Raw genomic sequence first — 24,911 nt, 5'->3', positions numbered from 1 at the left:
GACGGGATTAAAATAGCGATATGATCTTCCTCGACATCGACACAGATCAAGCTTCAGACCGGATGCAAAAGTTCCTGACCAAGCTGGTCGATGCGGAAGCACATTGCGGCACGCCGCAATTCGACAGCCTCATGGCTGAAGCCTACGCCCTTTACGAAAAGCTCTCCGACGAGGAGCGCCTGTGGTTCGACGAAAAGGCCGAGGAAATCGGCCGGCCGACGCCGCGACATAGATCGGTCGCATGCCCCCACCTTTCGAATACTGCCGCCCGGAGGCGCGCAAAGTCGTGCCGGCCGGCCCCGACTGGATCCACGAAGTAAAATATGACGGCTACCGAGGGCGCGTCGTCCGCGCTGGCCGCGACGTGAAGATCCTGTCCAAGAGCGGGCTCGACTGGACGTGGCGCTTCCCATGGATCGCTGAGACCGCTCTCAAGATGAAACAGCAACGCTTCATCATCGATGGCCAGATCTGCGTTCTCGATTTGCAGGGCATCTCAGACTTCGACGCCCTGCACTCCAACAAGCACAACGACGAGCCCCAGCTCTACGCCTTCGACCTGGTTGCTATCGAGGGTGATGATCTGCGCGAGTCGCCCCTGTTCGATCGCAAAGCGCGGCTCGGTAAGCTGCTGGCGCGCCGACCGGAAGGTATCTTCGTGGCACCGTTCGAACGCGCGAGATCGGGCCCGGCTTGTTCGAGGCCGCCTGCCGCATGGGCCTCGAGGACATGGTCTCGAAACACCGGGAGCGCCGCTATCGCCCGCGGACGTGCGACTGGGTGAAGGTCAAGAACCGGCAGCATCCAGCGTTTCAGCGAGTGATGGATTCCTTTTAGCCGTGAAGGTGGTTGATTAGTTCGACGGCATCGGAAAGGAGGTTTCACTAGCACGGCCCATGCGTTCTATGAGATACCAAACCATGATTATCCGACCTGCCGAACCCAGCGATCTGCCTACCCTCCGGGATATCTTTTTAAGGTCGCGACAAGCAGCATTCCATTGGGAGCCGTCTTATTCGTTTGGTCTTGGCGATTTCGACAGCCAAACCGAAGGCGAATTTCAGATGGTTGCGCTCAATCGCGAGCTGCCCGTGGGATTTATTTCTGTCTGGGAGCCCGACTACTTTATCCACCACCTGCATGTTGATCCCCGCTTCTCGCGTCGGGGGATTGGTCGCGCTCTTCTTTTTGCGTTGCCGGGTTGGAAGATTAATCGCTACCGGCTCAAGTGCGTGTCCACCAACGAGAAGGCACTCGCTTTTTATCGTGCAAACCATTTCCTACAAGTTGGCGAAGGCCATGCTAATGATCAGGATTACCTTCTGCTCGAGTCTCTTGGCGATCGATTGATGACTGATGACCGCTGACATTTCCGATTTCGAGAGTGGGAACGTTTCCTTATGTCTGCATGCGATTGTCCATACGAGAGCAGTGCGGTCCTCGCCACGTTAAGGCTGGCGGATGTTGCGAACTCGGTGGAGATTGCGGAGTTTGATGCGGCCAGTTTGGAGAGCCGAACTGTGACAAGATAGCTGCCCTAATTGCCGCCCTCAACCCGTACCTGTCAAAGCAATTTTAGATTGACCTAGATCAAACTTACCGCTGATACGGCGGCTGGACCGAAACAGAGTGCCGAGAGCCAGTCGGTCTGTCCTTCGTTGAAATGGAGTCCGTGAAGCTTGTTATCGTTATCCCTCGCACACGAGTTCGATCGAAATGAAAACGATGACTCTGAGCTTGTAATTGGTCTCGGCCATAGCCGCGGCCTTTGGAGAGACTCAACGCGCGGAGGCTGATTGTTCTCAAACTGACGCCGTTGAACATAAGTCTGGAAGATCGCTAACTAGACGTTTGTTGGCTTTGGATTTGCTACCTAAAATCATCTCGACATTGCAGAACGCGCGATTGGTCTCGGTTTATGCGAAACCGCAACAATCCACGGGTTTGGAACGCCACATCACAATGCCTGTTGACCTTCAGAAATGAAGTCGCACCCCCATTTTTCTTGGAGCGTCAGATGAGCAAACGCAAACCGGCGACAGCGCTGAAGCGCGCCCGCCATCCGAAATTGGCCGCGCGGGCCCAACGGAACAAGCAGGCCATTGTTCGAAGCCAGAAAGAGGATTTACTTCGCTCTGTTGCGGCAGTCCCGATTGAGCCGCCTCTTGGGCTTCATGATGATCCTAAAGAGCCTCGGGTGGATGCCTTACCCGATGACCTCAGTCAGAGAATGACGGGTAGCGATCCAATGAAAGGCTTTGCTTTAGCGATGGCAAACATGCAGGCGTATCAAGCGAAGCTTCTTGAGATTGCCGGGGCCAACGCGCAATTAGCTTTTGAATTCAGCCTCAGACTTGCGTCGATCAGGTCACCAACTGAATTTTTCGGCGTCATTACGGAGTTTACAAACAGGCGGTTCGATATGTTCGGGCAGCATTCGAAAGAACTGGCGGCATATCCGTTCTGGCGCATCAATCCGCCCCGCGAGGTCACGGCTCTGCCGGGATCATAACTGGCGGCAAAGGATGGACGCAAACTCGGATCACGCACGCGCCGATCACGGTTGGTTGCTGTCGGCTGGGAAGCGCGGCTCACAACGAGGGAGTGGAATCAGTGCCTGCCATCGGCGAATAGGTTGACACCATGCCCACAACTGAAACCGTGCTGCTGATCGTTTTGGCCGGACTTGTCGTTCTGATCCTCGCCAACATCGCGTTTCAGGTGGCAGCGGAGCGAAAGAATCCCCCGATCGGCGTCTTTACCGATTGCGACGGTGTGCGCCTTCACCATATCGAACGGGGCGATGCCGCCGCGCCTTGCGTGGTCCTGTTTCACGGAAATGGCACCATGGTTCAGGATCTCGTCCTGAGCGGTTTGGTCGACCGCCTGGCCCAGAACTATCGCGTCATTTGCTTCGACCGTCCAGGGTTTGGCTACAGCCAACGTCCGCGCACACGCATCTGGACGGCCACAACGCAAGCCGCCTTGTTCGCGAAGGCTCTTGATCAGCTTGGGGTGCGCAACCCCGTGGTGCTTGGCCACTCCTGGGGAACGCTGGTTGCGATCGCGCTGGCGCTGCGAAGCGGCTATGCCGTGAGTGGGCTGGTGCTTGTGTCCGGTTACTATTTTCCAACCGCTCGGACGGACTTTTGGCTCATGTCAGCTCCGGCACTGCCGCTGCTCGGCGATCTGATGCGCTACACTATCTCGCCGATCATATCGTGCGCCATTATGCCGAAGCTGATGCGCACCTTATTCGCGCCGCGCGCCATCCCGCCGGAATTCAAGAATGAATTTCCGATCTCGTTGGCTCTCCGACCCAAGCAATTGAGGGCAGCCGCCGAGGAGAGTGCGTTCCTTATTCCAGCTGCTGCGCAGTTGCGGCTTCAATATCGGGGTATCCGGTGTCCAGTTAGGATCGTGCATGGAAAGGCTGACCGGCTCATCGAGGCCGACCAGTCGCGCCGCCTCCACGCGGTGTTGCCCCGCTCCCTGCTTCATCTGGTCGAGGATGCCGGTCACATGGTTACCTATGCAGATGCGGCGGGAATAGCGGAGGCCGTGGCGGCGCTGGCACCCACCGCACCGGTGAGGACCGCGGGCCTTTGACCGTTCGCTGGGTCGCCGTTGTTCCCATTCAACGGACGGCGCTGGCCTTTTCCGACCCCAGTGGCCTAGTTTGAATTGCTCGGTGGCCTGTTTTGTTTTTCTGGCGCATAAAGATGCATGCCAGAATCTCATCACCGAACCTGCCAATGCGGAGCAGTCTACAACCGCACCGAGGCGATGGCCCCTTCGCGGGAGATCGCCAGCTTCGACTGCTCGGTTTGCGGCGCGACCATGGAATCGTGGAACACCGCTTGGGTACCGACATATCGGTTGATAGCTGGGCCCGACTGCCCCCAACCACCAACTAGCGGCAACGCTGCCGCATTAGCCAGCGATGGCAGAGTCCTTCGGCATTCGTTCACTCTCGTTGAGGTGACCTCAGACGACGCGCCGCCGACGAAGGAGATGTGGCTCGCCTTAGCCAAGCCCAGGCAGGCGTTGACGCTGGTCCTGGCCGCCGTTCCCGAGGGCTGGACGGCGGAAGTTTTCCCTGCGGTCCTTACGGAAAAGCAGCAAAGTGTTTTCGAGGAACTAAATCTCAGTCCGGGCGGCGTTTACAGGATCCACAGTAAGGCATCCTCGGTGGGCGGGGCGGCGTCTGCTATTTACTCCAGGCCGAACATGGCTCAAACGGGGTTCCCTTTTCGGCCGCCTTCCTACATAGTTCGGCATGGCAAAAATAAAAGTGAGCTTCAAACCAGTTCGTAAGTCCGAGGGCGAGTGGGCTATCATCGCCGAGTACCCGGGCGCAGAAGCGCGAGAGATTACTGGCTTCACAAGCAAAGCCGAAATTGACGAATGGATGAATGGGGAGCGCCGGATCGCTTGGCTCCGATCACAGGGTTACGCGAAGTGACTCGATGACCTCCTTCAGGTGTGCGTCCGGTGCTTTTGGCGTGGCTGAAGGTCTGGACTCACTTGTACTCTTCCACCCCCCAACCAAAGCGCCATTCTCGCGGAGATCAGTGAAGATAAGAAAGCTGATCTTCCGTAACGACGCGTTCAATGTTCTCGGACGTGCACTTGATGCGATATCTTACGCGTCCATCGGACTCGATCGGCATGCACTGTACGATCGTGTAGATCCTTGGCAGTTCAGTTGCGGCGCGTCCTTGGGGACCTTGAGCGTGGTGCCGAACCTCTTCATTTAGCTTATAGGCGTATGGCATATTTGCTTTCTCGACGTTTACGGCTCTATCGGCGGTCTTGCTAGTCTTCGAGAATGGATTTTGTAGCCTCGAATATCTGTTCCGCGGTGCCCTTAATCGTGCCCTTTGCCCACGCTTGGAACACTGTGACGTATGCGTTCTTGTAAGCTGCTTCGTCCGCTGAGAAGTAGACTTCGTCTGTCGCAGTATCCAAGACAAGCGCTCCTGTATCGATACAAATCTCCTCAATCAGGACCATGCGTTCTTCTTGCTCGGCCAGATGACGTTTTACTATGCTCATTGGATCTCCTGCTTGGCACTGAGGAATCACGTTCCCGATGCGGCTGGTGAACACGCTGACGTAGTCCACCGGGCACATGCGCTACAGTCAAGGAAGCCGCAGTGGCGCCCGCTTTTGCTTTTTACCGGCTTGAATGAAAAACCCCGCCCCGATAACTATCGGGAGCGGGGCAGGACCATAAGCTCTGCCAGTACATCCGTGGCCAGAGCGAGAGGTCTGTCGTGCTCTTAACTAAGCAGCACGAAGATTTTCGGCAGCGGACTTGCCCGTGCGACGGTCTGCGACGACGTCATAAGACAGCGTCTGACCTTCGCTCAGAGTACCCATACCAGCGCGTTCGACCGCGCTGATGTGAACAAAGACGTCGTTAGTGCCGTTTGATGGCTGGATGAAGCCGAAGCCCTTTTGGGTATTGAACCACTTCACTGTACCGGTGTTCATCAGGTTTTCCTTATACGCGCAGGACCTGGCGCGCGGAGTTGCGGCCAGCCGTCCGGTTAGTCGATTATGGAGAATGTCTGAAACGTGCGCGCCGTCAGGATCTGAGGCGAAAGCGGAACAGTTGTTCGGCCAGGATCGATACGTGAGACAATACACTAGCAGTTGACACACTTCAAGAATAAAGCCAGCGGCGCGTCAGCGGGGTAGTGCACCGATCGTCGGTAAGATCACGTCGACCCGGCGACTAGCGTCAGGACCTGCTCAGCAAGTAAAGAACCACGAAACGAAGCCCCGCCCCCATCGAAGCGGCGTCCTATAGCGAGCCCTGAGGTTCTCCTGCCGAACCGGAGAGAATGCGGTATGCCCGCTCGGCCTGCTCCCTCGTCAGATTGGCCGCCAAGTCAGTTCCGATCAGCGCCGGCCCCCGGCGACAACGATCGTAAACCATCCAACCAGTGCCGCCCATTCGAACGAGAAATCTGTTCGAGGGTAGTGCGCCGTCAATCATCTCGCCTCCCGTCCCGCCCGGAACAGCCCTGCCTAAACAAAGTTGCTCCTTCTGTAAGTCAGATATCGCCCTTGCTTGGTTCAACCATACGTTGCTTTATGCTTATTTGGAGGTTGCGTGCCGGCATGGCTTTGCGGCGCTGAAGCTACCGGCCCAGTCAAGAACCTAAAACGCCAGGGCTGGCCTGCTTCCGACCTGGCCTAGTTTGAAAGTCGCAGTGGCCTAGTTCGAACGAAACTGGCTTCGATGGTCCTATACATGAGACCGTCGGGAGCCTGCTGTGCCCCACCATGAACGAGCGCGTAGAACTCGCAAAGAAGATTCTGGATTGCCGCCACAAGTTGCGGCGACTTGGATGGGATACGGAACAAGCCGAACGCCTACGCGCTGAGATGGAACAGCTAGAGCGCAGGCTCCGCGAGATCGACGAGTGAGGCCGCCTCAAGTGGCTCACTCCCTTGACCCATCTCAAGCGGCGCACGTCGCCGCGCCCGATCGTCGAGCTATGACCGACCCCGGCAAGCAGACTAAGGGTAAGGAAGCCAAGCCGTCCCGAGTGGGCGAGGCGCTGGCGTCATCGAGGAGCACGCCAACGACCTCCGCGAGATCATCCGGAAGCTGCGCCGAAAGTTGAATTAAGGTGCCTCGATTAGAACCATTCCGCGTCGCGGCTATTACAAGCTCGGCACGGAGCTCCCATGTTCGACTTCAATCTATTCTCCAAGCTTGAATGGGCGGCGATGGTCGTGGCCTTCGCGGCCATAACAGCTCTCACACTCTACGGGCTTTTCGCATTTCTCGATCACCTGACACGGCCTCTGTGAACGACGCGTTCAGGCGAGGAGCTGCTTGGCACGTAGGAACCTCCCCTTCCGGTTCTGGGTTGGACTTCGCCAGCTCGCCGCCGAGCTGGCGGAGCGGCCCCGGCCCATACCCCCCGTAGCCCTGCGAGCCGGGGCCGTCTCTCCGGCCCCGTCGGTGCGGAGGGAAGTAAGTCGTCACAAGCCATCGGAGCACCAGGTGCCCAAAGAAAACGATCTGGAAGGCCGTCAGGACATGGGCGGCAAACATGGTGGACAAGTGGGCATGCCGAAGCCTGAGCGTCGGCCAGCGGCGCAGCACGGAATTGTGCGCGACGATCGTGGGCAAGAACAGCCCGCGGACAAAGATCGCGCACAACAACCTAGCCGAACGGACCGTGGTGGCGATCCACCTGGATGAAAGTGGCGCGCCAGCGTGAACCGCGGGCCTCATGTATACCGGCTCAGGCTCCGCGGCGGTGAATCATGAGCCCGTTGCTGCCTCGCCTACGCACCGGCTATCGCGGCGCCGACGTTCGACCTGACTTCGAGCGGGGCGACTTGCGGCTGGCGATCAGGAGGTATCGAAGCACGACATGACCAAAGGCTGGGGGCGGCCTTTGGATGATCCGATTTTGGCTGCCGGCCCCAAGTTAGTACTCCGCTGCACTGATGCCGCAATCGGCGCGATGCTATGTCGTCGCAGAACCGGGGAGTTTCTCGATGCGCAAAATCGCTGTCGCGGTCATGTTTGCCCTAATCGCACAGACCGCATTGGCGCAGGACGACCATGTTCCAATGTAAGGCGAACAGGCCAAGGACAAGACAGAGGCGCAGAAGGCGGACGACATTCGGGCTGAGCGCGCCTATCAACGCTCCCTCGGCAATGTTCCCGACCAGAAGGCAGTCGACCCGTGGGGAACTGCCCGCGGCGACGAAGCGTCGAAGAAGCCGGCCACGTGGGGCCAAACCGGCAGTAAAACACTCGTCCAAGGCCGAGAGCGGCAGTACCGCCAACTAGCGAATTTTCAAAAGGAGGCCCGCCAGCGGGCCGAAGAGGCCGCCAACTGAGGCGGCCTTACTTTGAATCGATCCTATGAACGTCGCCCGGACCGAGGTTTAATTCCTCGAACATCCTTTGCTGTTTATCCGTAAGGACCGCAGGGAAAACTTCCGCCGTCCAGCCCTCGGGAACGGCGGCCAGGACCAGCGTCAACGCCTGCCTGGGCTTGGCTAAGGCGAGCCACATCTCCTTCGTCGGCGGCGCCTCGTCTGAGGTCACCTCAACGAGAGTGAACGAATTGCCGAACGACTCCGCCATCGCTGACTGTCCACTTCGATCGCGCAAAGCGCACCTATAAAAATATCGGAACTAGGAAAGGTTCGGAAGTTCGCGCGTTTAGCGGGACTGGGGCAACGCCATGGAGGAGAAGCATGCGAACAGCAATTCTCGCGGTGATTGTAGTTGCCGGAAGCGCGATGACCTTCCCTGCAACGGCACAGGAGCAAAAGGCCGCGCCCAGTGGGCAAACCAAGGAGGAGATGCACGGTGATGTAGATACGCGGCTCAAGTCTAGCGAGCCCAACGAGCAGATGCAGCGTGATGCAGACAAAGGGGTCAAGACACGCAACTCCGGGGCGTCCGGATACGTGACCGATCAAGAGAAGCCGGCCGCTTCTGCGCATCCCCCGGGCCAACCGGGAAGTGAGCAGACCACCGGTTCGGGTAGCCAGACCGGCACACCGAAATAAGAAGCCGTTCGTGATGAGGCCGGCAACTGAGGCGGCCTCTTTTGATTGGAGGTTAGTGAGCGACTTCCCGACGAGAACCAAGTGAGACTTACTTACGTGGCTCGGTCGCCACTTTGGTTGATCCGTCCGGCGCCGCCTGCATTCCCGGTGGGCTTTGACCCTGCGGGCTTTCCGGCGGCGCGCCGCTCGATTTCGTATCCAGCGGTCCGGTCCAACCTTGTGGCTGCAAGTGACCTTTTTCTTCTGGTGCCGAGCGTCCAGTTGCAATGTCCTTGGGGTCGGTCTGTGCCGCCGCAAATCCGCAAGACAACGCCCAGCCAACCGCCGTTATCAGAATGATCCGCATTGCGAGACTCCGCTTGGCTGATCGAACCAACAGGCTGGTCCCGCTTCAGTTCCGAATCAATCTCGCGGCAAAGATGTCCGCCTTGGCGCGACGCAACTGTGTCCGCTATGGGTCGCACGCAGCGGTCGAAGCTAGGGCGGCCCCGGGTCCGCTCTACCGACGATACCCGACATCACAATGGAATCATCGTGCTTCGGCCAAGGGCCATGTGTGGACGGCTCCTGGTTGGCAAGGAGAATTTTCACTTTGCGGCGTTGGTCGGAGCGGCCATGTGTTCGGCCTGTTTGCGCGGTTCACGTGACCGCTGGCCATAATGCCCTCCGCGGATCAGGTCCCGATCAAAAGCACGCATTCGAAGATGCCATGGCCCATGTGGGTTGTCCTGATCGCCGGATCGACCGGCGCTGCATTAAGTGCTGTTCGCCCTTCCAACCGTTACGTCACACCGGCATGTCCGGCGTGATCTCGTTTACGCCGTGAGAGCGGCGGGTTCCTTGTAGCGTTCGTTCCAGGCCATCATCGCCCATGCCATCCTGGCAAGTTTGTTGGCGAGCGCGATGGCGGCGACCTTGGTAGCTCGCCGCGCCAGCAATGCGGTGAGCCAGGGCCGATGCCCCGTGCCATGGATCTTGGCATAGCGGATCACGGCGAGTGCGCCTGGCAGACTGCTGGGCGCCGTCGACCCACGCGATGAAGTCGGCGCGATATTTCTGTAGCTTGCCCTCGATCTCGGCCTTCATAACCGCTAGGTCGGAGGTCCGCATCGCCTTCGCAAATTCGTTCGCGCTCTTCTCGAACTGGTCGAGATAGGCGCGGTCACGACGGAGCATGAAATCCTTCTCGTGCCGGCGCATCATCAGCATGCCGGCGGCAAGTTTCGAATTGTCGACCTGGGTCAGCTTCGCCTCGATGTCGTGCACCGAGTCCCGCAGCGCGCCGCTTAGGCCCAGCTTTTCGTTAAGCCCAAGCTTGGTTTCATTCTGCTCCAGCGCGGAGAACTGCTTGCGATAATCACCGAAGCCCTGTGCAAGGGCGGCGACCTTGTCGGAGAGGGAAACAAAGCCGGCGGTCTTGACGGACGCGCCGAGCCGATCGATATCGCTGTTGATGTCCGCGGTGAGCGAGGCGTGACGCTTGGCCGACCCCTCGTCGCGCCTTAACAGGAAGTCCTTTTCGGCCCTGCGGGCATCCAACAGATCGCGTCCAAGCTTGTCGTTCAGCACCGACACCCTGTGAGCGTCTTCGGCGATGGTTCGCGACGCTTCCTGCGAAGCGCTTCCGCTCAGGTAGATGCCGCCGAACACGGCGAGGCCGAGGATGCCTACCATTCCGATGAGCAAGATCTTGTGGCTCAGTCGCAGCGAGAAGGTCGTCATGGCACATCCTGAAGTAGCTAAGAATACGTGTAAGTATTTGGTTGACTGATGAAATTTAGCCGGTTCCCGGAAATGGAACGTGAATTCGATACCCGAAAGCGGGAGTTCCCCGTATTTGTACAGGAGATCAAGACCGACCAAGCGACTGCGCGAGACACTCTCTCCATTGCAGCCCCTAAATGGTCATTAGAGTAGCGCGGAACGTTCGGACTCTTGTTATGGGGCGAGATTTGGACGCTCGCCTCGCACGCGAGCTCGAATCCGTTGGGCGCGTATGCCCCATGCTGCCGCCGGGGACCGCCAGAATACTCGGGATGATGAATCCGGACGCTTCAGGCCTCGTACACACGCATGAAAAGCCAGTAGCCGCCGAGCAGGGTGATCGCCGCGGATACGGCATAGACCAGTCTTGCCGCCCTGACCGGCTTGGCCGGATCGGCTGCGATCAGCCGGTCGAACAGGCTGAGCACCGGCAGCACGATCGCGACGATCGCGACCTGCCCGATCTCGACGCCGACATTGAAGGCCGCGAGCGCCGGCACGATCGCGTCTGTCGGCAGGCCGACCTCCCTTAGCGCGCCGGCGAAACCGAAGCCATGGATCAGTCCGAACAGGAAGGTCACGCGCCAGCGCCTGTCGATGTCGCGCGAAAAGAAATTCTCGACGGCCACGAACACGATCGAGGCGGCGATCGCCGGCTCGACGATGCGGCTCGGAATGACGACGACGTTTAGCGCCGACAGCGACAGGGTGATCGAATGGGCGACGGTGAAGGCGGTGACGATCTTGATGACGGGAATGAGCCGGCGTGCCCACAGCACGACCGCGATCAGGAAGGCGATGTGGTCATAGCCGAGAAAGATGTGCTCGATGCCGGTGAGGAGATAGCGCTGCATCGTCGACCACAGCGGCGGCGCCGACGCCGAGAGCGTGACGGCGATGTTGCCGGCATCGAGCAGCGCCTGCGCCTCGGACTTGTGCTGCGCGACCAGCACCACCTGCCGCGCGGTCGGATCCTTCTCGGTCAGCACAGTGGAGCGGTAGATGATGTCGCCCCTGACGGCGGTGCAGGCAAAACTGTTGCGGTAGATCACGCCGTCACCGTCGGCGATGATCACGGCCGTTCCTGCGGCGCAGCCACTGCCATCGGCGCTAGCGACGGCTAGATGCATCTTGAAATAGGCCAGGATCAACGCCGCAGCCGCATCGACCGCGGCCGGATCGACCGCATCTGCCGTCGCGTCATAAATCTTCGTGCCGACGAGGCGGTCGACATCACTGCCCTTGAGTGCGACCTCGACGGCCACCGTGCGGTCTGCAGCCAGCGCCACACGAGCCGTCGAGAGATTGACCTGATGCGCGCGCACCGACGCGCCAAGGCCGAGCAGGATCACGCCGAGCAGCAGGAGGCGGAGCAGGCTCATGATCCCGCTCCAACCGCGCGCAGCAGCTCCGTCAAGCGGCGCATCTCGAACTCAGCCACGGTGACCACCGCGCCATCGGGCACGAGGCGCGCATAGCGGTCGAGGCTGTCGGCGGACGCGCCGAATTCGAGCCTTGCCAACGGCGTAGACGCGTCGCGCGCAAAGACCAGCACGATCAGGCTCGGCAGGTTGAGCCCGTAGCGGGCCAGTTGCGACGGATCGGCGGTTCTAACATGCGTCTCGATCGCGCTCGCATCGAATGCGCGCAGCGCTGCGTCGATCATGCGGGCCTGCTTGGGATCGGCAACATGCACAACGTTGCCGGCCGCATGGTTGTGCTGGCCGAGATGACGGAACCAGTTGCCGTCAGCGTCGCGTTCGAAGCGGGTGAGCTTGCCGGCGAACAGGATCTCGAGCGCCCACACCTGCGCCATCGACACCGGCAGCAACAGGCTCCTGCCGCGGCTTGCCGCGTCCGGCCCGGCCGGCCCGCGCAGACGGCGCGCCATATCGAGCGTGACATGCCACTCATCGCCGACATGGCGCGGCATCAGATAGACCGTGGGACGCCCGGCGATCCGGACATAGTGAGACGTGCTCGCCGGGTTGAGCGTGCCCACGTTCATCGATGTCGCCGAGCCACCGGCCGTCTCGATCACGGCAACGGTTGCGGGCGGATCGAGACCAAATGCGGCAAAGCTCGCCGCGGTGAGCTCGCTTGCCGGAATTTCGCGTGCAGGCTCGCTGACGGTGACGAGCCGTAGCGCGGTTTCGAGATGCGATTTGAGCTCGGCCGGCACGGCGCCGTCCAGCCCCTCGATCGTCCACTCGCCGCCCTTGCGAACCAGGACGACACTGTCGCTGTCGGAACGGATTTCCACCCGTCGCGTATCCGCGGATGCGATGGTCACAAGACCCTTCGGCGCAAAAGTGACCTTGCTGCGCAGCTCCGGCCATTGTCCGCTGATGATCAGGACGGCCAGCAGTCCAGCGAGGCATGCAGCCAGCAGCGGCGTCAGCCATCGGGCCGTTACGCGCGCGGCCGCTCCGTCCGTCACCGTCGCCTCCACCACATTGCAACACCGAACAGTGCCGTGCTCAGCGGCAGCAGCACCTCGAGCACGATGAAGGTGTCGCGCATCTGGCTGCTGGTTAACACGATCTCCGGCAGCTTGAACGTCTGCGGTGCGACGCTCGGCGTCGTGTCGTCCTCGGCGAGCCAGCGCAGCATGGCGAGCGACAGTTCGCCATTGGAGACGTAAGGAAAATATTCGTTGCTCGCGACCTTGCTGGTGCCGGCCACGACCAGGCGGAAGCGCTTGTCCGGTGCCGCGCCCGGCCAGCTGCCTTCGAGCGCAACCGCGAGCGGCTGCGCGCTCCGCCGTGCGCTCGGCGCTTCGCCATCGGTTGCGGCCGGCGCTGCACTCGGCGAGCGCAGATAACTATCCTGGCTGCTAGCGGCCAGCACGATGAGACTGACCCCGGACGGCGGCTGCGCCACCGCGAGCGGCCGCGCTTGCGGAAACACGGTCAGCGCCAGAAGCTTCGTGATCGGATGCGGCGGATAATAGGGCACGGCGACCTTGTCCGCATCGGTGCGGAAATGATTGAGCGGATCGATGACGATGGCAGCCTCGCTCGATAGGCCCACGGGCTTGAGTAGCAACCGCTCAAAATCGCCGTCGACCTGCGAGAGCGGATCGATCAGCAACAATAACCGGCCGCCACCCCTCACATAATCGCCGAGCAGCGCTGCCTCGCGAGCGTCAAAAGCCGTGCGTGGACCGATATCGGCGACGACCGAGCAGTCGGACGGAATGGCGGACGCGGTCGCCGTGACCAGCTCGCGCATCTCGAAGCCGATCTGGTTCAGCGCCAGCAGCAGCCGATCGAGCGCCTCGGGCGCCGTCTCCAGCACATCGCCGGCGCCGGGCGTCTCGTGGCCCTTCAGGGTCTCGACATGGCTGAAGTGAAAGTGCGAGGGCAGCGGACGGAACGTCTCGCCGTGGCCGGTGACGAAGCAGACGGTCTCCACGCGCTTGCGCAGCACGCGGAGCGCCGCATAGCCGATGCGGGCGGGATCGATGACGTTTTCGACCAGAACCTTGCGGTCGTCGGCTTGCAACACCGCCGTATTATAGGCGCGCACACCGAGATCGCGGGCAAGGCCGGGCTCCTTGTCGAGGTCGATGGCGCGGAAGGCGAGCAGCGGGTGGTTGCGCGCGGCCGTCTGAACGAGGTCACGGACCGTGATCGCGTTGGCGTCACTCGGATTGTAGAAATAGGTCAGCGCAAGCGGCGCGGGCAGTTGCGCGATCACGTCGGTGAGCTGTTGCGGCGGCGTGTTGCGCCCTTCCCGGCTGACGTCGAAATGCACGTCGTGACGGTACAGCGCGACGTTGGCGCTGATCACGGCTGCGACCGCAGCAATAACGACCGACGCGTTAGCAAGCCAGGCCGACCAGCGCGCGCCACCGCCGCGCAAGGGAAGCCGGATCGCGAGCATGAAGAGCGCGAGCAAGGCTAGGGCGCAGGCGGCGAACAAGAGGCTGTTCGATGCGGTCTCGCCGAACCCTGCAAAGCCGAGCGCGCCGCAAACGATCGCGGCGGCCGCCAATGCGAGGAAACCAATGTTGGATCTCGCGGAGTCGCGCATCGCCTGCGCCCTCAGCGCCGCGCCAGCGCGCGGACCGTCAACAGCAGCGTCAGCAGAGTGACGCTGAGGAAGAAGCCCACGTCGGACAGATAAATCGAACCGACGGCAAAGGGACGGAAATGGACCGAGAGCGACAGGTTCACCACCAGCGTGTCGGCGGGACTCGGCAGCAGCCAGCCGAAATTGTCGATGATCCAGAGCAGCAGAAACACGCTGAGGGAGATCAGCGCGGCGATCACCTGGTTGGCCGTCAGCGCGGAGGCGAACAGCCCCGCGCCGACCAGCGCCGATCCGAACAGCAGCAAGCCGAAATAGCCGCTGTAGATCGGTCCGAAATCGGGGTCGCCGAACCAGGCGAGCGCAGCCGCGTAGGCCCCAGACAGCACCAACATGACTACGATCAGGCTCATCGCGGCCAGGAATTTTGCCAGCACGATCGCGACCTCCGAGACCGGCGCGGTCAACAGAACCTCCAGCGTCTTCATCTTCCGCTCCTCGGCGAACAGACGCATCGTGATCAGCGGAACGGTCAGCATGAACAGCACGAACATCTGGAAGAAGATGTGCACCATGCTGGGCTGGTGGCTGAGAAACAGGGTGAGCGTGAAGCTGTAGCCCATGATCAGCAGGAACACCGTTATCAGCACGTAGGCGATCGGCGAGGAGAACAGCGCCGTCGCTTCCTTCCCTAGCAGCACCGCAAAGCTTCTCATGCGGCCGCCTCCGGTCGCCGGGTGAGATCGAGGAACACCCGTTCGAGATCGGGCCGCAGCTCGGTCAGCTCGCGCAACGGGATTTGGGCTGCGACCAGGGCGGAGACCAAATCCTCCGCGAGCAACGGACGCCGCTCCGTCCTGATCTGAAAGCGTCCGGCGCTGCCCGGATCGGCGACAATCTCGCGAACGCCAGCGACGGTCTTTGTCGCACTGCGCACAGCATCTTCTGTCGCGTCTGCCGACAGTCGCAACGCGAGATCCTGCGCGGCGTCCTTCAGCGCATCGGACGTCAGAATCACGCCGTCGAGCAGGATCATCACGCGGGACGCCATCTTTTCGATTTCGGGCAGGATGTGCGAAGCCATCAGCACGGTGTGGCGTCCGGCCAGCGACTGGATCAAGTCGCGCACGGCGATCACCTGGTGCGGATCGAGACCGCTGGTCGGCTCGTCCAGCACGAGAACTTTTGGATCGCCCAGAAGCGCCTGCGCGATCGAGACACGCTGGCGGAAGCCGCGCGACAGTTTTCCGGTCGTGAGCCTCATGACACGGGTAAGGTCGAGCCGCTCGGCGGCCTCATCGACCGCCGCCCTCGCCCTCGGCCCGTGCAATCCCTTGATGCCGGCCATGAAATGCAGGAACTCGCCGACCCGCATATGGTCGTAGAGCGGCGCATCTTCCGGCACATAGCTGATCGCGCGGCGCACGCCGAGCGAATCTTCAAGGACATCGTGGCCCGCGACCTCGATCCGTCCAGAGGTCGGCACCAGATAGCCGGTAAGCATGCGGAAGATCGTGCTCTTGCCGGAACCGTTCGGCCCGAGCAGGCCGACGATCTCGCCGGGCGCGATCGCAAAGGACACGTCGGCAACGGCGCGCCGCGGCCCGTACCATTTTGTTACGCGCTCGGCGAGGACGACCGGAGAGACAGCCGACAGCATGGAAACTTTGCACACCCCTGTGGCAACCACCGCGTAAGACTATGCGCAAAATCCCGGGCGCGAAGGCCCGGGATGATGATGCGTGTTCGATGGCCCGAAGTCGCGACCAATCACTCGTAGAATTCGGGCGAATGCTTGTGCGCCTTGAACGTATCCGGGTCATGGGCATAGATGATGTCGGCACCCTCGGTGTCGCGAACCCGCTTCACCCAAGCGTAGGCATCGAGCATGCCGACCGGATCGTAGACGCTGCCGATGCTCGGCAGGATATTCTTGTCCAGATTCTCCTGGAGATAGACGGCGTCGCTGGTCAGCACCACCGTGCCGGTCTTCGGCAGGCGCACGACCAGAATCTGACTTCCGGGCGTATGCGACACGGTGCGGTGGATGAAGACGCTGTTGTCGCCGAACAGGTCGAGATCGCCGTCGAGCTCGATGCTCTTGTACTTGGAAGGCATTCCTCCGCCGACGCTGTTGCGCAGCATGGCGAAATCGTCGGTGATGAAGAAGGTCGCGTAGCCCGGCGCAGGCCAGAACGCGTTCCTCATCTCGTCGCGCTGGTACACGAAGGTCGAATCCAGGAACTTGCCGATGTTACCGGCGTGATCGACGTGGAAGTGGCCGAGGATGACATATTTGATGTCGGACGGCTTCACGTTGATCTTGGAAAGTTGCGCGTCGATGGCGATGTCGGGCGAACGGCCCGGATCAAGCGCCTTGACGAACGGGCCCCAATAGTCTGGATCCTTGATGATGCGGTCGTTGTTGCCGCAATCGAACAGAATGTCGCCCTTAGGGTGGCGGATCAGAAAGAAGCCGACAGGGATTTGGACCTTGCCGCTACTGCCGTTCTGAATGATCGACTTGTCGAGATTGAGCGCCCCCGAAGAGAAGACGTAGAGCTTCATCTCCTTGGGCGCTTCAGCGGCCAGCGCTGCTGCCGACATAAAAAAAAGTCCTGCGGCCAGCGAGCCAAGGACCTTTAACGCAATCACCCGCATGTCGCCCTCCCTGTTTTCGACGCACTTTTTTCAGCGGATTGCAGCACCCTACCATAGTCTAACGCGGCTGTGCAGACTCAATGGACGCAAGCGGGCGAATAAAATAAGGCTGCGCGGGGCTGACATTTTTGTGCGGTGCAGCTGATAACCCCTCCTGCTCAGGCGACCACGCCGTCCACGACTACCTTCAGAGCGTCGCGCACGTCGGCTTGTTTGAGCCGAACCTGCAAGCCACGTTGACCGCCATTGATATAGACCTGCTCCTGCCCAAGCGCGCTCTGCTCGACCACGCTGCCCGAAAGGGCTGACCCCACCGATCCTGAAACCGGCAACGTGTTCCGCCTCAGGCGGCATCATCATCTGCGCCGACTCGCCACCGCGGCCAGCGGCGAGCTTCTTCATCGAGAACTCCTGGTCGGATGGGACGGTGCTGGACCGGCTTCCTGTCAACCGCCTTAGCATTTTCAGTACGCGCAGGATCCTCGCCGAGTGCTGCAGTCCGATGCTCTCGGTGTCGGGATCGTAGCCGTCGGTGTGAACGGCGAAGGCAACGCCGGCGACCGCAAGCGGGTGCGTTTGCGCGGGGTGGCGTTGGAAATGCGCGATATCTAGCACCGTCGTTGTGGGGAGCGAAGCGAGGACGATGTGGATTTAGCGGCCAATCAGGTCCCGGCAATGTCCTATCACTTCGCCTGGCCGCGCAACATCGGTGCTCGCGCCGATACATCGGCTTACTACGGCCGCCCTTTTCAACGGAATCGACCAATAGCTGACATCCAGACCGCGCCGGAGGGGCTCAAGGGTCCTAATCGCCGGTTGGCGTAATGCGAAACTCAACAACCTCTGGCAAGCCCCGCAAATGACTGGCGAGTCGTTCGGCATTGCTCCTGTCGCGGCTTTTGATCGTCATCCGGTACTCGAATTGCTGCGCGCCCTCGCTGAGGCGGTATGAAAGGTTCGCGATGGTAAACCCGTGAGCGCCGATCAACTTGTGGATCTCGCTTTCGCCCATAACATTGTCGCGGGCGAAGCGCAGCATGTGGTGGGCGTAGAACTCACTCGGCAGTCGAGCCTCGATGACTCTGAATAACGCGAGCACCGTGAGGGTCGCTCCAAACGGGGATGCCGAGCCGCTTCGCCTTGTCGGCGAGGTTGTCCTGGATTCCCGTACCCGGGAAGTGCATGACGCCGATCGGCAGGAGTTCAAGCATGGCGTCGTTGCGCTTGAACGGCGCTGCCTTGGCATGTTTCGTCCAATCAGGCTTGAAGGCGATCTGAGGTACCTTGCGGATGGTCGCCCACTTGGAGGCGATCAGTTCGGCCCCTTTCGGCGAGCCGCCGTGGAGCAGGACCATGTCGGGATGCTTGGCATGAACCTTGTCGAGACGATCCCAGATGAGGTGGTGGTCGTTGAAGTCGAGCCCTCCGGTAAGCACGATCTTCGGCCCAGCGGGCAGCATGACCTCGGTCTCGGCGCGGCGCTTGGCCGCGATGAAGTCGCGGGAGTCGATCATCGCCGCGGTCAGCGTACGATGGTTCACCAGTGATCCCGATCGGGGGCGCCAGAGGGAGCCGGTGTGCGTCTCAAAGCGCTCTATGGCCTGGTCACGGAAGATCTCCAGGCAGTTGCGGCGCTCGATCAGGGTGATGCCTTCCGCCGTGATGCGTTCGAGTTCGACGGATCGAATTTCGGAACCGTCCTGCTCGCGCTGACTCTTCTGTTGCGCCTGTTCGTTGTCGTCGAGTTGGCGACCGATGCGGTCGACGGCACGATGGAACAGGTTGACAGTCGACCAGAGCAGATCGTGGAGGTCCGGCTCGAGCCGCGTGTCGCTCAACGTGGCGACCAGGGCATCGAAGATGTCAGCGACGGCACCGGTAATGATCCTGCCCTCGGGAATCGGCCGTGGATCGGGCTGGTCGTCGAAGGGGCGGTAACCGAAGAGCTGCAATTCGGTAAGAACGTGTTCAGTCGCAGATGCGGCGTGCTGGGGTTCGATGTCATCGTGGTCGGTCATGGAGGCGATCCTTTGTCGGATCGGCCGCGACCATCGCGGCCTTCGTGGCGATCACTCAGACGGCAGGCGGAACGAGCCAGAACCCGGAGCAGAGCGGAGGGCCGAGGCGCAGCGGAGGATGGCGGAGGCCGGGTATTTTGCTTCGCGATGCAAAGCGCGCTCGCCAGATGGCTAATGTGTCTTCTTGTCGCCGGCGCGCGGCGGAAAATAGCCGGACGCAGCCATTGCCGGCCCGAGCCGCTTGCCGTCCGATCGCCCTCTAGAAGGCCGTGGTCGCGTCCTCTTCCGGCAGTGGCCGCACCGCAACCGACCTGTCGACGCCCATCGAATTGCCTGGGCTATTCCGCGGTTGCCATCGACGAATGCAGGAAACGGACGACGTCCTCCGGTACGAGTTGAAGTAGCAACGCTGCTCGGAGGGCCTCGATGCCGAAGATGTGAAGATCTTCGTTGAAATCGCCCAGCCGGGGCGACAATGCGATCGCTTCAATGCCGGCGGCTTCTGCGCGCTGGGTGAGATTGGCCTGTACGGCATCTCCGGCGGCATCTGCGTCACGGGCGATATAGAGTCGGCGTAGACCAGACGGCAGCAACATGGCTGCGAGGTGATTAGCCGAAAGCGCGGCGGCCATGGGCAAGGTCGGCAGTGCGTAACGCAGTGACAGCATGGTCTCGATCCCCTCGCCGGCAGCGAGCACGTCGTCCACCACGCCGAAACGAACAGCGTTGCCGAGCAAATCGCCCAAGGCGCGTCGTGGCGTGTCGATCGGGGCCTTGCCGAGCCGCACGCGATCAAAGCCGCCTGGATCGAGCCAGGTGCGATGCACGCCGGATATCCGTCCCTCGAGGTCCGTGACAGAGGCTATCATCGCCGGCCAGGTTTCGGTCGACGAATGCTCGTCCGGTCGATAGTAGCAACGCGGGTGGAAGCGCAAGCTGCCACCATGGTGGATGCAAGTAATTCCGCGACGCTGCAAGTACGCCTCGGCTAATGTCCCTTCAATCGGGCTGGATATCGCAAAGAGCCGACGAGCGGCTTCCTGCGATCCGGCCGGCGCGACTGAACGAATGGGTTTCGGCGCCAGTTGCTGCTCTGAACGAGGTAGCCTCAGAAATCGCCTCGCCTCATCGGCAACCTCGCGAAAGTCTCGCAAGGCCAGACTTTCGCGGATGATGTCGAGGAGATCGCCATGTTCTCCGGTCGCGGCATCGGTCCATTTCCCAGCGGGTCCCTTTGGCGATTCCTGGAGCCGTACAAACAACGAGCGGCCCGGCGTATTGTGGACGTCGCCGACCACCCAGTATCGCCCCGCGCGCTTGCCGTGGGAGAGATAGTGTCGGCACACCGCCTCCGCGTCGCGCGCGAGTCGGCGTGCCAGTTCGGAAGCATCGCGGGACATCAGGCGGCCTCCCGCTCGCCGATGCGCGCTACCGGATACGTGTCGAGCACTTTCGACAGGACCTCCACACCGCTCGCGTCCGTGGGCACGAACATGCGCAGCTTCCAGGAGATGATCTCCCCAAAGAGGCCGTAAGCACGGAGGCGATCGCGCATCGTGTCGTTGAAACCTGACAGCTCGATGCGGTATGCGCCCATTACCCGGACACGGCGAAGCTGGTGCCCCTCCGCGAGATCGAGGACGGTTCGTCCCTCCATCAGCGCGGCAAAGGCAGCGTCTGGCGTCAGCGAAGGCGCGTCCGTCGCAAGGACGCTTGCGAGCCACGCGGCAGAAACCTTCCGTCCGATGATGCGTTCGCCCGCATCGGTCTGAATCCGATAGACACGGGTCGATTCGTTCGGCAGCCGCTTCCAGATCGGGAGCAGCAGTCCCGCAACGACGTGGATCGTGCTTTCCGTGAATTCAGGCACCTCGGCAAGCTCCGCCAGCCAGGCCGCGGCAAAACGTTCGCGATCCGCCTCAACCCAATGGCTCTCCACCATCATGTTCAGGGCGACCTGGTGCTGCTCCATAGGCCGGATCAGGCGGACGCGGCGCTCGATCTCCCCGTCGTCGAGCATGATGCTCGGGGCCGGAACCTGCACGGCGGCCCGGCCGGAGCGCTCGTTGATCAGCGGGACACCATGATTGGAAAGACGAGCAAAAGCGTCATCCAAACTCACAGGATGATTGCGCTGACGCTGGGCAATCGTGAGCAGACGGGTCTCGGCGCGAGTGCCGGGATGGACGTAGATCGTCCGCCGGTCGGTGACGACAAAGCGCTCAGCGCGGAGCGTCTCCAGTCCGACGTCGTATGTGCCGGAGGCGACAGCGCCCTCGATCCGAGCGGTCAAAAGCTGCTCGAAGGCGGTGAACAGGACATTCTGTAGCTCGATGGTGAGCGCCAACAACCTGTTCAGGAACGTCGTGATCGGCGGCAGCTCGTCCCTGAGCCCATTCGCATCCATGAGCTTCAGACCGGTCGCATCCTCGAACCTCTCCAGTGCGCAGCCGTCGACCTTGCCTCGCGCGAGCAGCGTGTAGAGCTGACGCAACGCATCATGTCCGTACTGGCTTTCGAGATTGTCCTCGGGCCGGAACAGGCCCTGCCCTCCGGTCTGACGCTGGCCGCGCGTAATGGCCCCTAACGTGTCGAGCCGGCGGGCAATGGTGCTGAGAAAGCGCTTTTCGGCCTTCACGTCGGTCGCAATCGGACGAAACAACGGCGGCTGCGCTTGATTGGTCCGGTTTGTGCGGCCGAGGCCCTGGATCGCGGCATCGGCCTTCCAGCCGGGCTCGAGCAGGTAGTGGACGCGCAAGCGGCGATTCCGGGCCGACAGTTCGGCATGGTAACTCCTCCCCGTGCCGCCCGCGTCGGAGAACACGAGGATGCGCTTGACATCGTCCATGAAAGCGGAGGTCTCGGTGAGGTTTGCCGAACCGGCTCGATTTTCGACCACCAGCCGGTCGCCCTTGCGAACGATGCGGCGCGAGCGGCCCGTCACCTCGGCGACCAGTTCGGTGCCGAAGCGCTGGATGACCTGATCCAGTGCCCCCGGTACCGGCGGTAGTGATGCAAGCTTCTCGATGAGGCGGTCGCGTCGTGCGACGGCTTCCCGGCTCTCGACCGGCTGGCCGTCGCGATAGACAGGCCGGGAGCAGAGGTTACCTTCAGAGTCGGTAAAGGGCTCGTAGAGCTGGACCGGAAAGGAGTGGGCGAGATAGTCGAGGACATACTCGCGCGGCGTGATGTCGACCTGGACGTCGCCCCACTCTTCAGTCGGGATCTCAGCGAGCCGGCGCTCCATCAGCGCTTCGCCCGTCGACACGATCTGGATGACTGCCGCGTGTCCAGCCTCAAGATCGTGCTCGATCGAACGGATCAGCGACGAGGTCTTCATCGAAGTCAGGAGGTGGCCGAAGAAGCGCTGCTTCGCGCTTTCGAAGGCGGAGCGTGCCGCTGATTTGGCCTGTCCGTTCAGCGTTCCCGTTGCGCCAGTGATGTTGGCGGCCCGCATCGCCGCATCGAGGTTATTATGGATGACGCTGAACGCACCGGCATAGGCGTCGTAGATGCGAACCTGCTCCGGCGTCAGCTGGTGCTCAACGAGATCGTACTCGACGCCCTCGTAAGACAGCGAGCGGGCTGCGTAGAGACCGAGCGCCTTGAGGTCGCGCGCCAACACCTCCATGGCCGCGACGCCGCCCTCGTCTATCGCCTCGACGAACTCCGCACGCGTAGCGAACGGGAAGTCAGCGCCGCCCCAAAGGCCGAGGCGCTGGGCATAGGCGAGGTTATGGACCGTGGTGGCGCCCGTCGCCGACACATAAACCACGCGAGCATTCGGCAAAGCGTGCTGAAGCCGCAGGCCCGCACGCCCCTGCTGGGAGGCCGCCTGGTCACCGCGCTCGCCCTTGCCTCCGACCGCATTCTGCATGGCGTGGCTCTCGTCGAAGACGATCACTCCGTCGAAGTCGGAGCCCAACCATTCGACGATCTGCCTGACACGCGAAAGCTTCTCGCCGCGCTCGTCGGTCCGTAGCGTGGCGTAGGTGGTAAAAAGGACGCCTTCCGCGAGCCGGATCGGCGTGCCCTGCCGGAAGCGCGAGAGTGGCGTAACAAGCAGCCGCTCCATGCCCAGCGCGGACCAGTCGCGCTGCGCATCCTCGATCAGCTTGTCGGACTTGCTGATCCAGACGGCACGGCGACGGCCCTTGAGCCAGTTGTCGAGCAGTATCCCTGCGACCTGCCGCCCCTTGCCAGCGCCGGTGCCATCGCCCAAGAACCAGCCGCGGCGAAAGCGGACGGCATTCTCTGCGTCGTCGCGCGCAGCGGCCACGACATCAAAGGTCGTGTCGACCGTCCAGGAGCCTGCCAGGAATTCGGAATGCGCCTCGCCGGCATAGATGACGCTCTCGAGCTGGGCATCCGACAGAACTCCGTCGTCCATGACATTGGCCGGCAGGTGCGGACGATAGGATGGCTTCGGTGGCGCAACGGACGCCATCGCGGCAGACTGCACGAGCTTGGTCGGATGTGCGCATGATCCGGGAATGCAGATCGACTGTAGTCCGTATTCCTCATAAATCGCATCGGTCAGCCGGGCGCCTTCCGGCGGCGACCATTCGACCGTCTCGTACGTAAGTTCGACGCCTTCTGGCGCTGCGCCTATCGAAGAAGACGATGAGCGCGGTGCAACAGCGCTGGTCGATCGCGACATCTCTGGCCACCGGATAGGGGCGATCTCCGATGGCGTGGCGACAGGCGGCCTTGTAGGCACATGCTTGGTCACCCAATCAAGCAAGGTAGCGACGTCGGCCGCCATGCCCGGCGAGGCAGGAAAAGCCGTCGGATCGGCAGCGGGCAGCTTGTCGATCACAAGCAGCCGTGTGTCGATTTGTGTTCCGTGCTTCGCGTAGACGGCGCCGTCGATCGCCGCAGAAAACACTACCTGCCCGCGTTCCTGGAGCCGCACAAAGGCTTCTCGCCATGCTGGGTTATCCGGTGCGAAGCTGGCGCCAGTGATAGCGACGAGGCGTCCACCGTCGCAAAGACGTGCGAGCGCTGAAGCGATGTGACGGAGAGCCGCATCCGCCATCCGTCGATCGACATTCGCCAGTGCCGAGAATGGCGGGTTCATCAGGACGACGCTCGGCGCGACACTCACGTCGAGGTGGTCATCGATCTGAGCAGCATCGAACCGCGTGACGTTAACGCCCGCGAATAGATGCTTGAGCAACCCCGCCCGGATCTCGGCCAGCTCGTTCAACATCAAGGCGGCCCCGGCGAGTTCTGCAAAGACGGCGAGCAAGCCGGTCCCCGCGGAGGGCTCCAGAACGCGATCGACCGATGTAATGCCAGCTGCGGTGCATGCGACGAGTCCCAGCTGAATGGGCGTCGAGAACTGCTGAAGCGCCTGACTATCCTCGGAGCGCCGCGTATGGGTCGGCAGACAGTTCGCGACTTTCGCCAGCATCGGCAGCATGGCAGCCGTCGAGCCAGCCCTGGCCCGTATGGCCGGTCCGAACTTGCGAAGAAACAGAACGGTTGCCGCCTCGCAGACGTCATAGGCGGTCTTCCAGTTCCAGGCGCCGGCCGCGTCGGAGGCGCCGAAGGCAGCCTCCATGGCGCTACGCAGAACAGCGGCATCGATGCGCCGGCCGCGTTCGAGCTCGGTCAGCAGCTGTCGCGCGGCCCTGACAGCGGCGGAAGTGAGACTTGCAGCGGCACGCATCGAGAGCGGCGCGGCGGCAGCGCCGCCGGCGAGAGATTCGGTCATGGCAGGATTTCTTTCGGAGAGCAGGAAGGGGTCGAACCGCCAAGCGCTCTCCTCTGACCTCGGCGGCTCAAACCCTTCCCGGCCCGGCTCTCCCTCTCAAGCCTCGCCCATAAGAATGGGGACCGGCGCTGTGCGCCGGTCCCCGAGCAACCGCA

22 protein-coding genes and 1 pseudogene are annotated in these 24,911 nt (G+C 61.7%); 7 read left to right on the top strand and 16 right to left on the bottom strand.

Annotated features, from left to right (window positions below):
- Positions 1-20 precede the first annotated feature (20 nt).
- The 5 genes from RAD16_RS09830 (at position 21) to RAD16_RS09810 (ending at position 3,609) form a co-directional block, all read left to right on the top strand.
- Positions 21-320, top strand: coding sequence for a hypothetical protein (locus RAD16_RS09830; RefSeq protein ID WP_458157664.1), 300 nt, complete (start codon positions 21-23; stop codon positions 318-320).
- The gene (locus tag RAD16_RS09825; protein WP_458157663.1) at positions 287-784 is read left to right on the top strand and encodes an ATP-dependent DNA ligase; all 498 of its coding nucleotides are present in this window, start codon (positions 287-289) and stop codon (positions 782-784) included. The genes RAD16_RS09830 and RAD16_RS09825 overlap by 34 nt, the downstream gene beginning before the upstream one ends.
- A gap of 136 nt (positions 785-920) precedes the next feature.
- Positions 921-1,367 carry an N-acetyltransferase family protein gene (locus RAD16_RS09820; protein WP_458157662.1) on the top strand — a complete coding sequence of 149 codons (447 nt, stop codon included), beginning with the start codon at positions 921-923 and terminating at the stop codon, positions 1,365-1,367.
- Positions 1,368-2,017: 650 nt separating this feature from the next.
- Positions 2,018-2,512 carry a phasin family protein gene (locus tag RAD16_RS09815; protein WP_458157661.1) on the top strand — a complete coding sequence of 165 codons (495 nt, stop codon included), beginning with the start codon at positions 2,018-2,020 and terminating at the stop codon, positions 2,510-2,512.
- A 131-nt stretch (positions 2,513-2,643) separates the two neighbouring features.
- Positions 2,644-3,609 (top strand): alpha/beta fold hydrolase, encoded by a 966-nt coding sequence (locus tag RAD16_RS09810; RefSeq protein WP_458157660.1) that lies wholly within the window; start codon positions 2,644-2,646, stop codon positions 3,607-3,609.
- Positions 3,610-4,818: 1,209 nt separating this feature from the next.
- Here the strand turns inward: RAD16_RS09810 and RAD16_RS09805 are convergent.
- Both RAD16_RS09805 and RAD16_RS09800 read right to left on the bottom strand, forming a co-directional pair.
- On the bottom strand, positions 4,819-5,058 hold the full coding sequence (locus RAD16_RS09805; protein ID WP_027558111.1) for a hypothetical protein: 240 nt from the start codon (positions 5,056-5,058) through the stop codon (positions 4,819-4,821).
- 231 nt (positions 5,059-5,289) lie between these two features.
- Complete coding sequence (locus tag RAD16_RS09800; RefSeq protein WP_458157659.1) at positions 5,290-5,499, bottom strand: cold-shock protein; 210 nt, start codon at positions 5,497-5,499, stop codon at positions 5,290-5,292.
- 1,577 nt (positions 5,500-7,076) lie between these two features.
- Here RAD16_RS09800 and RAD16_RS09795 point away from each other — a divergent pair.
- Positions 7,077-7,247 (top strand): hypothetical protein, encoded by a 171-nt coding sequence (locus RAD16_RS09795; protein ID WP_458157658.1) that lies wholly within the window; start codon positions 7,077-7,079, stop codon positions 7,245-7,247.
- A gap of 638 nt (positions 7,248-7,885) precedes the next feature.
- Here the strand turns inward: RAD16_RS09795 and RAD16_RS09790 are convergent.
- On the bottom strand, positions 7,886-8,128 hold the full coding sequence (locus RAD16_RS09790) for a hypothetical protein (protein WP_458157657.1): 243 nt from the start codon (positions 8,126-8,128) through the stop codon (positions 7,886-7,888).
- A 113-nt stretch (positions 8,129-8,241) separates the two neighbouring features.
- On the opposite strand from RAD16_RS09790, the gene RAD16_RS09785 reads away from it, so the two are divergent.
- Positions 8,242-8,559 carry a hypothetical protein gene (locus RAD16_RS09785; RefSeq protein ID WP_458157656.1) on the top strand — a complete coding sequence of 106 codons (318 nt, stop codon included), beginning with the start codon at positions 8,242-8,244 and terminating at the stop codon, positions 8,557-8,559.
- Positions 8,560-8,647: 88 nt separating this feature from the next.
- Here RAD16_RS09785 and RAD16_RS09780 read toward each other — a convergent pair whose 3' ends face one another.
- The 13 genes and pseudogenes from RAD16_RS09780 to RAD16_RS09720 form a co-directional block, all read right to left on the bottom strand.
- Positions 8,648-8,905: a hypothetical protein gene (locus RAD16_RS09780; RefSeq protein ID WP_458157655.1), complete on the bottom strand. Its 258-nt coding sequence runs from the start codon at positions 8,903-8,905 to the stop codon at positions 8,648-8,650.
- 440 nt (positions 8,906-9,345) lie between these two features.
- On the bottom strand, positions 9,346-10,281 hold the full coding sequence (locus RAD16_RS09775; RefSeq protein WP_458157654.1) for a hypothetical protein: 936 nt from the start codon (positions 10,279-10,281) through the stop codon (positions 9,346-9,348).
- Between the two features lie 332 nt (positions 10,282-10,613).
- Positions 10,614-11,705, bottom strand: coding sequence for a HupE/UreJ family protein (locus RAD16_RS09770; RefSeq protein ID WP_458157653.1), 1,092 nt, complete (start codon positions 11,703-11,705; stop codon positions 10,614-10,616).
- Positions 11,702-12,763 carry a DUF4340 domain-containing protein gene (locus tag RAD16_RS09765; RefSeq protein ID WP_458157652.1) on the bottom strand — a complete coding sequence of 354 codons (1,062 nt, stop codon included), beginning with the start codon at positions 12,761-12,763 and terminating at the stop codon, positions 11,702-11,704. The genes RAD16_RS09770 and RAD16_RS09765 overlap by 4 nt, the downstream gene beginning before the upstream one ends.
- A complete protein-coding gene (locus tag RAD16_RS09760; protein WP_458157651.1) occupies positions 12,760-14,361 on the bottom strand; it encodes a Gldg family protein in 1,602 nt (533 codons plus the stop codon). Before RAD16_RS09760 ends, RAD16_RS09765 begins: the two co-directional genes overlap by 4 nt.
- A gap of 11 nt (positions 14,362-14,372) precedes the next feature.
- Positions 14,373-15,074 carry an ABC transporter permease gene (locus tag RAD16_RS09755; protein ID WP_458157650.1) on the bottom strand — a complete coding sequence of 234 codons (702 nt, stop codon included), beginning with the start codon at positions 15,072-15,074 and terminating at the stop codon, positions 14,373-14,375.
- Positions 15,071-16,018, bottom strand: a complete 948-nt coding sequence (locus RAD16_RS09750; RefSeq protein WP_458157649.1) for an ABC transporter ATP-binding protein — start codon at positions 16,016-16,018, stop codon at positions 15,071-15,073. The genes RAD16_RS09755 and RAD16_RS09750 overlap by 4 nt, the downstream gene beginning before the upstream one ends.
- A 110-nt stretch (positions 16,019-16,128) precedes the next feature.
- A complete protein-coding gene (locus RAD16_RS09745; protein ID WP_458157648.1) occupies positions 16,129-16,965 on the bottom strand; it encodes an N-acyl homoserine lactonase family protein in 837 nt (278 codons plus the stop codon).
- 212 nt (positions 16,966-17,177) lie between these two features.
- A pseudogene (locus RAD16_RS09740) lies at positions 17,178-17,625 on the bottom strand (YbaK/EbsC family protein).
- A gap of 199 nt (positions 17,626-17,824) precedes the next feature.
- Entirely contained in the window at positions 17,825-18,058 is a 234-nt protein-coding gene (locus tag RAD16_RS09735) for a hypothetical protein (RefSeq protein WP_458157647.1), read from the bottom strand.
- Positions 18,059-18,074: 16 nt separating this feature from the next.
- Positions 18,075-19,037, bottom strand: coding sequence for a DUF2493 domain-containing protein (locus RAD16_RS09730; RefSeq protein WP_458157646.1), 963 nt, complete (start codon positions 19,035-19,037; stop codon positions 18,075-18,077).
- Between the two features lie 338 nt (positions 19,038-19,375).
- Complete coding sequence (locus tag RAD16_RS09725; RefSeq protein ID WP_458157645.1) at positions 19,376-20,437, bottom strand: DUF7146 domain-containing protein; 1,062 nt, start codon at positions 20,435-20,437, stop codon at positions 19,376-19,378.
- On the bottom strand, positions 20,437-24,756 hold the full coding sequence (locus tag RAD16_RS09720; protein WP_458157644.1) for a strawberry notch-like NTP hydrolase domain-containing protein: 4,320 nt from the start codon (positions 24,754-24,756) through the stop codon (positions 20,437-20,439). The genes RAD16_RS09725 and RAD16_RS09720 overlap by 1 nt, the downstream gene beginning before the upstream one ends.
- Positions 24,757-24,911 lie beyond the last annotated feature (155 nt).

It is taken from the genome of Bradyrhizobium sp. 18BD (assembly GCF_054185225.1).
This window is presented reverse-complemented; position numbering and strand designations above follow the sequence as displayed.

Excerpts from the sequence above, each read along its gene's own strand:
- RAD16_RS09805 (WP_027558111.1), bottom strand. The coding sequence starts at position 5,058 with ATGAGCATAGTAAAACGTCATCTGGCCGAGCAAGAAGAACGCATGGTC.
- RAD16_RS09720 (WP_458157644.1), bottom strand. The coding sequence starts at position 24,756 with ATGACCGAATCTCTCGCCGGCGGCGCTGCCGCCGCGCCGCTCTCGATG.
- RAD16_RS09750 (WP_458157649.1), bottom strand. The coding sequence starts at position 16,018 with ATGCTGTCGGCTGTCTCTCCGGTCGTCCTCGCCGAGCGCGTAACAAAA.
- RAD16_RS09730 (WP_458157646.1), bottom strand. The coding sequence starts at position 19,037 with ATGACCGACCACGATGACATCGAACCCCAGCACGCCGCATCTGCGACT.
- RAD16_RS09770 (WP_458157653.1), bottom strand. The coding sequence starts at position 11,705 with ATGAGCCTGCTCCGCCTCCTGCTGCTCGGCGTGATCCTGCTCGGCCTT.
- RAD16_RS09735 (WP_458157647.1), bottom strand. The coding sequence starts at position 18,058 with ATGCTGCGCTTCGCCCGCGACAATGTTATGGGCGAAAGCGAGATCCAC.
- RAD16_RS09830 (WP_458157664.1), top strand. The coding sequence starts at position 21 with ATGATCTTCCTCGACATCGACACAGATCAAGCTTCAGACCGGATGCAA.
- RAD16_RS09780 (WP_458157655.1), bottom strand. The coding sequence starts at position 8,905 with ATGCGGATCATTCTGATAACGGCGGTTGGCTGGGCGTTGTCTTGCGGA.
- RAD16_RS09790 (WP_458157657.1), bottom strand. The coding sequence starts at position 8,128 with ATGGCGGAGTCGTTCGGCAATTCGTTCACTCTCGTTGAGGTGACCTCA.
- RAD16_RS09775 (WP_458157654.1), bottom strand. The coding sequence starts at position 10,281 with ATGACGACCTTCTCGCTGCGACTGAGCCACAAGATCTTGCTCATCGGA.
- RAD16_RS09795 (WP_458157658.1), top strand. The coding sequence starts at position 7,077 with ATGGTGGACAAGTGGGCATGCCGAAGCCTGAGCGTCGGCCAGCGGCGC.
- RAD16_RS09820 (WP_458157662.1), top strand. The coding sequence starts at position 921 with ATGATTATCCGACCTGCCGAACCCAGCGATCTGCCTACCCTCCGGGAT.
- RAD16_RS09785 (WP_458157656.1), top strand. The coding sequence starts at position 8,242 with ATGCGAACAGCAATTCTCGCGGTGATTGTAGTTGCCGGAAGCGCGATG.
- RAD16_RS09815 (WP_458157661.1), top strand. The coding sequence starts at position 2,018 with ATGAGCAAACGCAAACCGGCGACAGCGCTGAAGCGCGCCCGCCATCCG.
- RAD16_RS09810 (WP_458157660.1), top strand. The coding sequence starts at position 2,644 with ATGCCCACAACTGAAACCGTGCTGCTGATCGTTTTGGCCGGACTTGTC.
- RAD16_RS09755 (WP_458157650.1), bottom strand. The coding sequence starts at position 15,074 with ATGAGAAGCTTTGCGGTGCTGCTAGGGAAGGAAGCGACGGCGCTGTTC.
- RAD16_RS09800 (WP_458157659.1), bottom strand. The coding sequence starts at position 5,499 with ATGAACACCGGTACAGTGAAGTGGTTCAATACCCAAAAGGGCTTCGGC.
- RAD16_RS09725 (WP_458157645.1), bottom strand. The coding sequence starts at position 20,437 with ATGTCCCGCGATGCTTCCGAACTGGCACGCCGACTCGCGCGCGACGCG.
- RAD16_RS09760 (WP_458157651.1), bottom strand. The coding sequence starts at position 14,361 with ATGCGCGACTCCGCGAGATCCAACATTGGTTTCCTCGCATTGGCGGCC.
- RAD16_RS09745 (WP_458157648.1), bottom strand. The coding sequence starts at position 16,965 with ATGTCGGCAGCAGCGCTGGCCGCTGAAGCGCCCAAGGAGATGAAGCTC.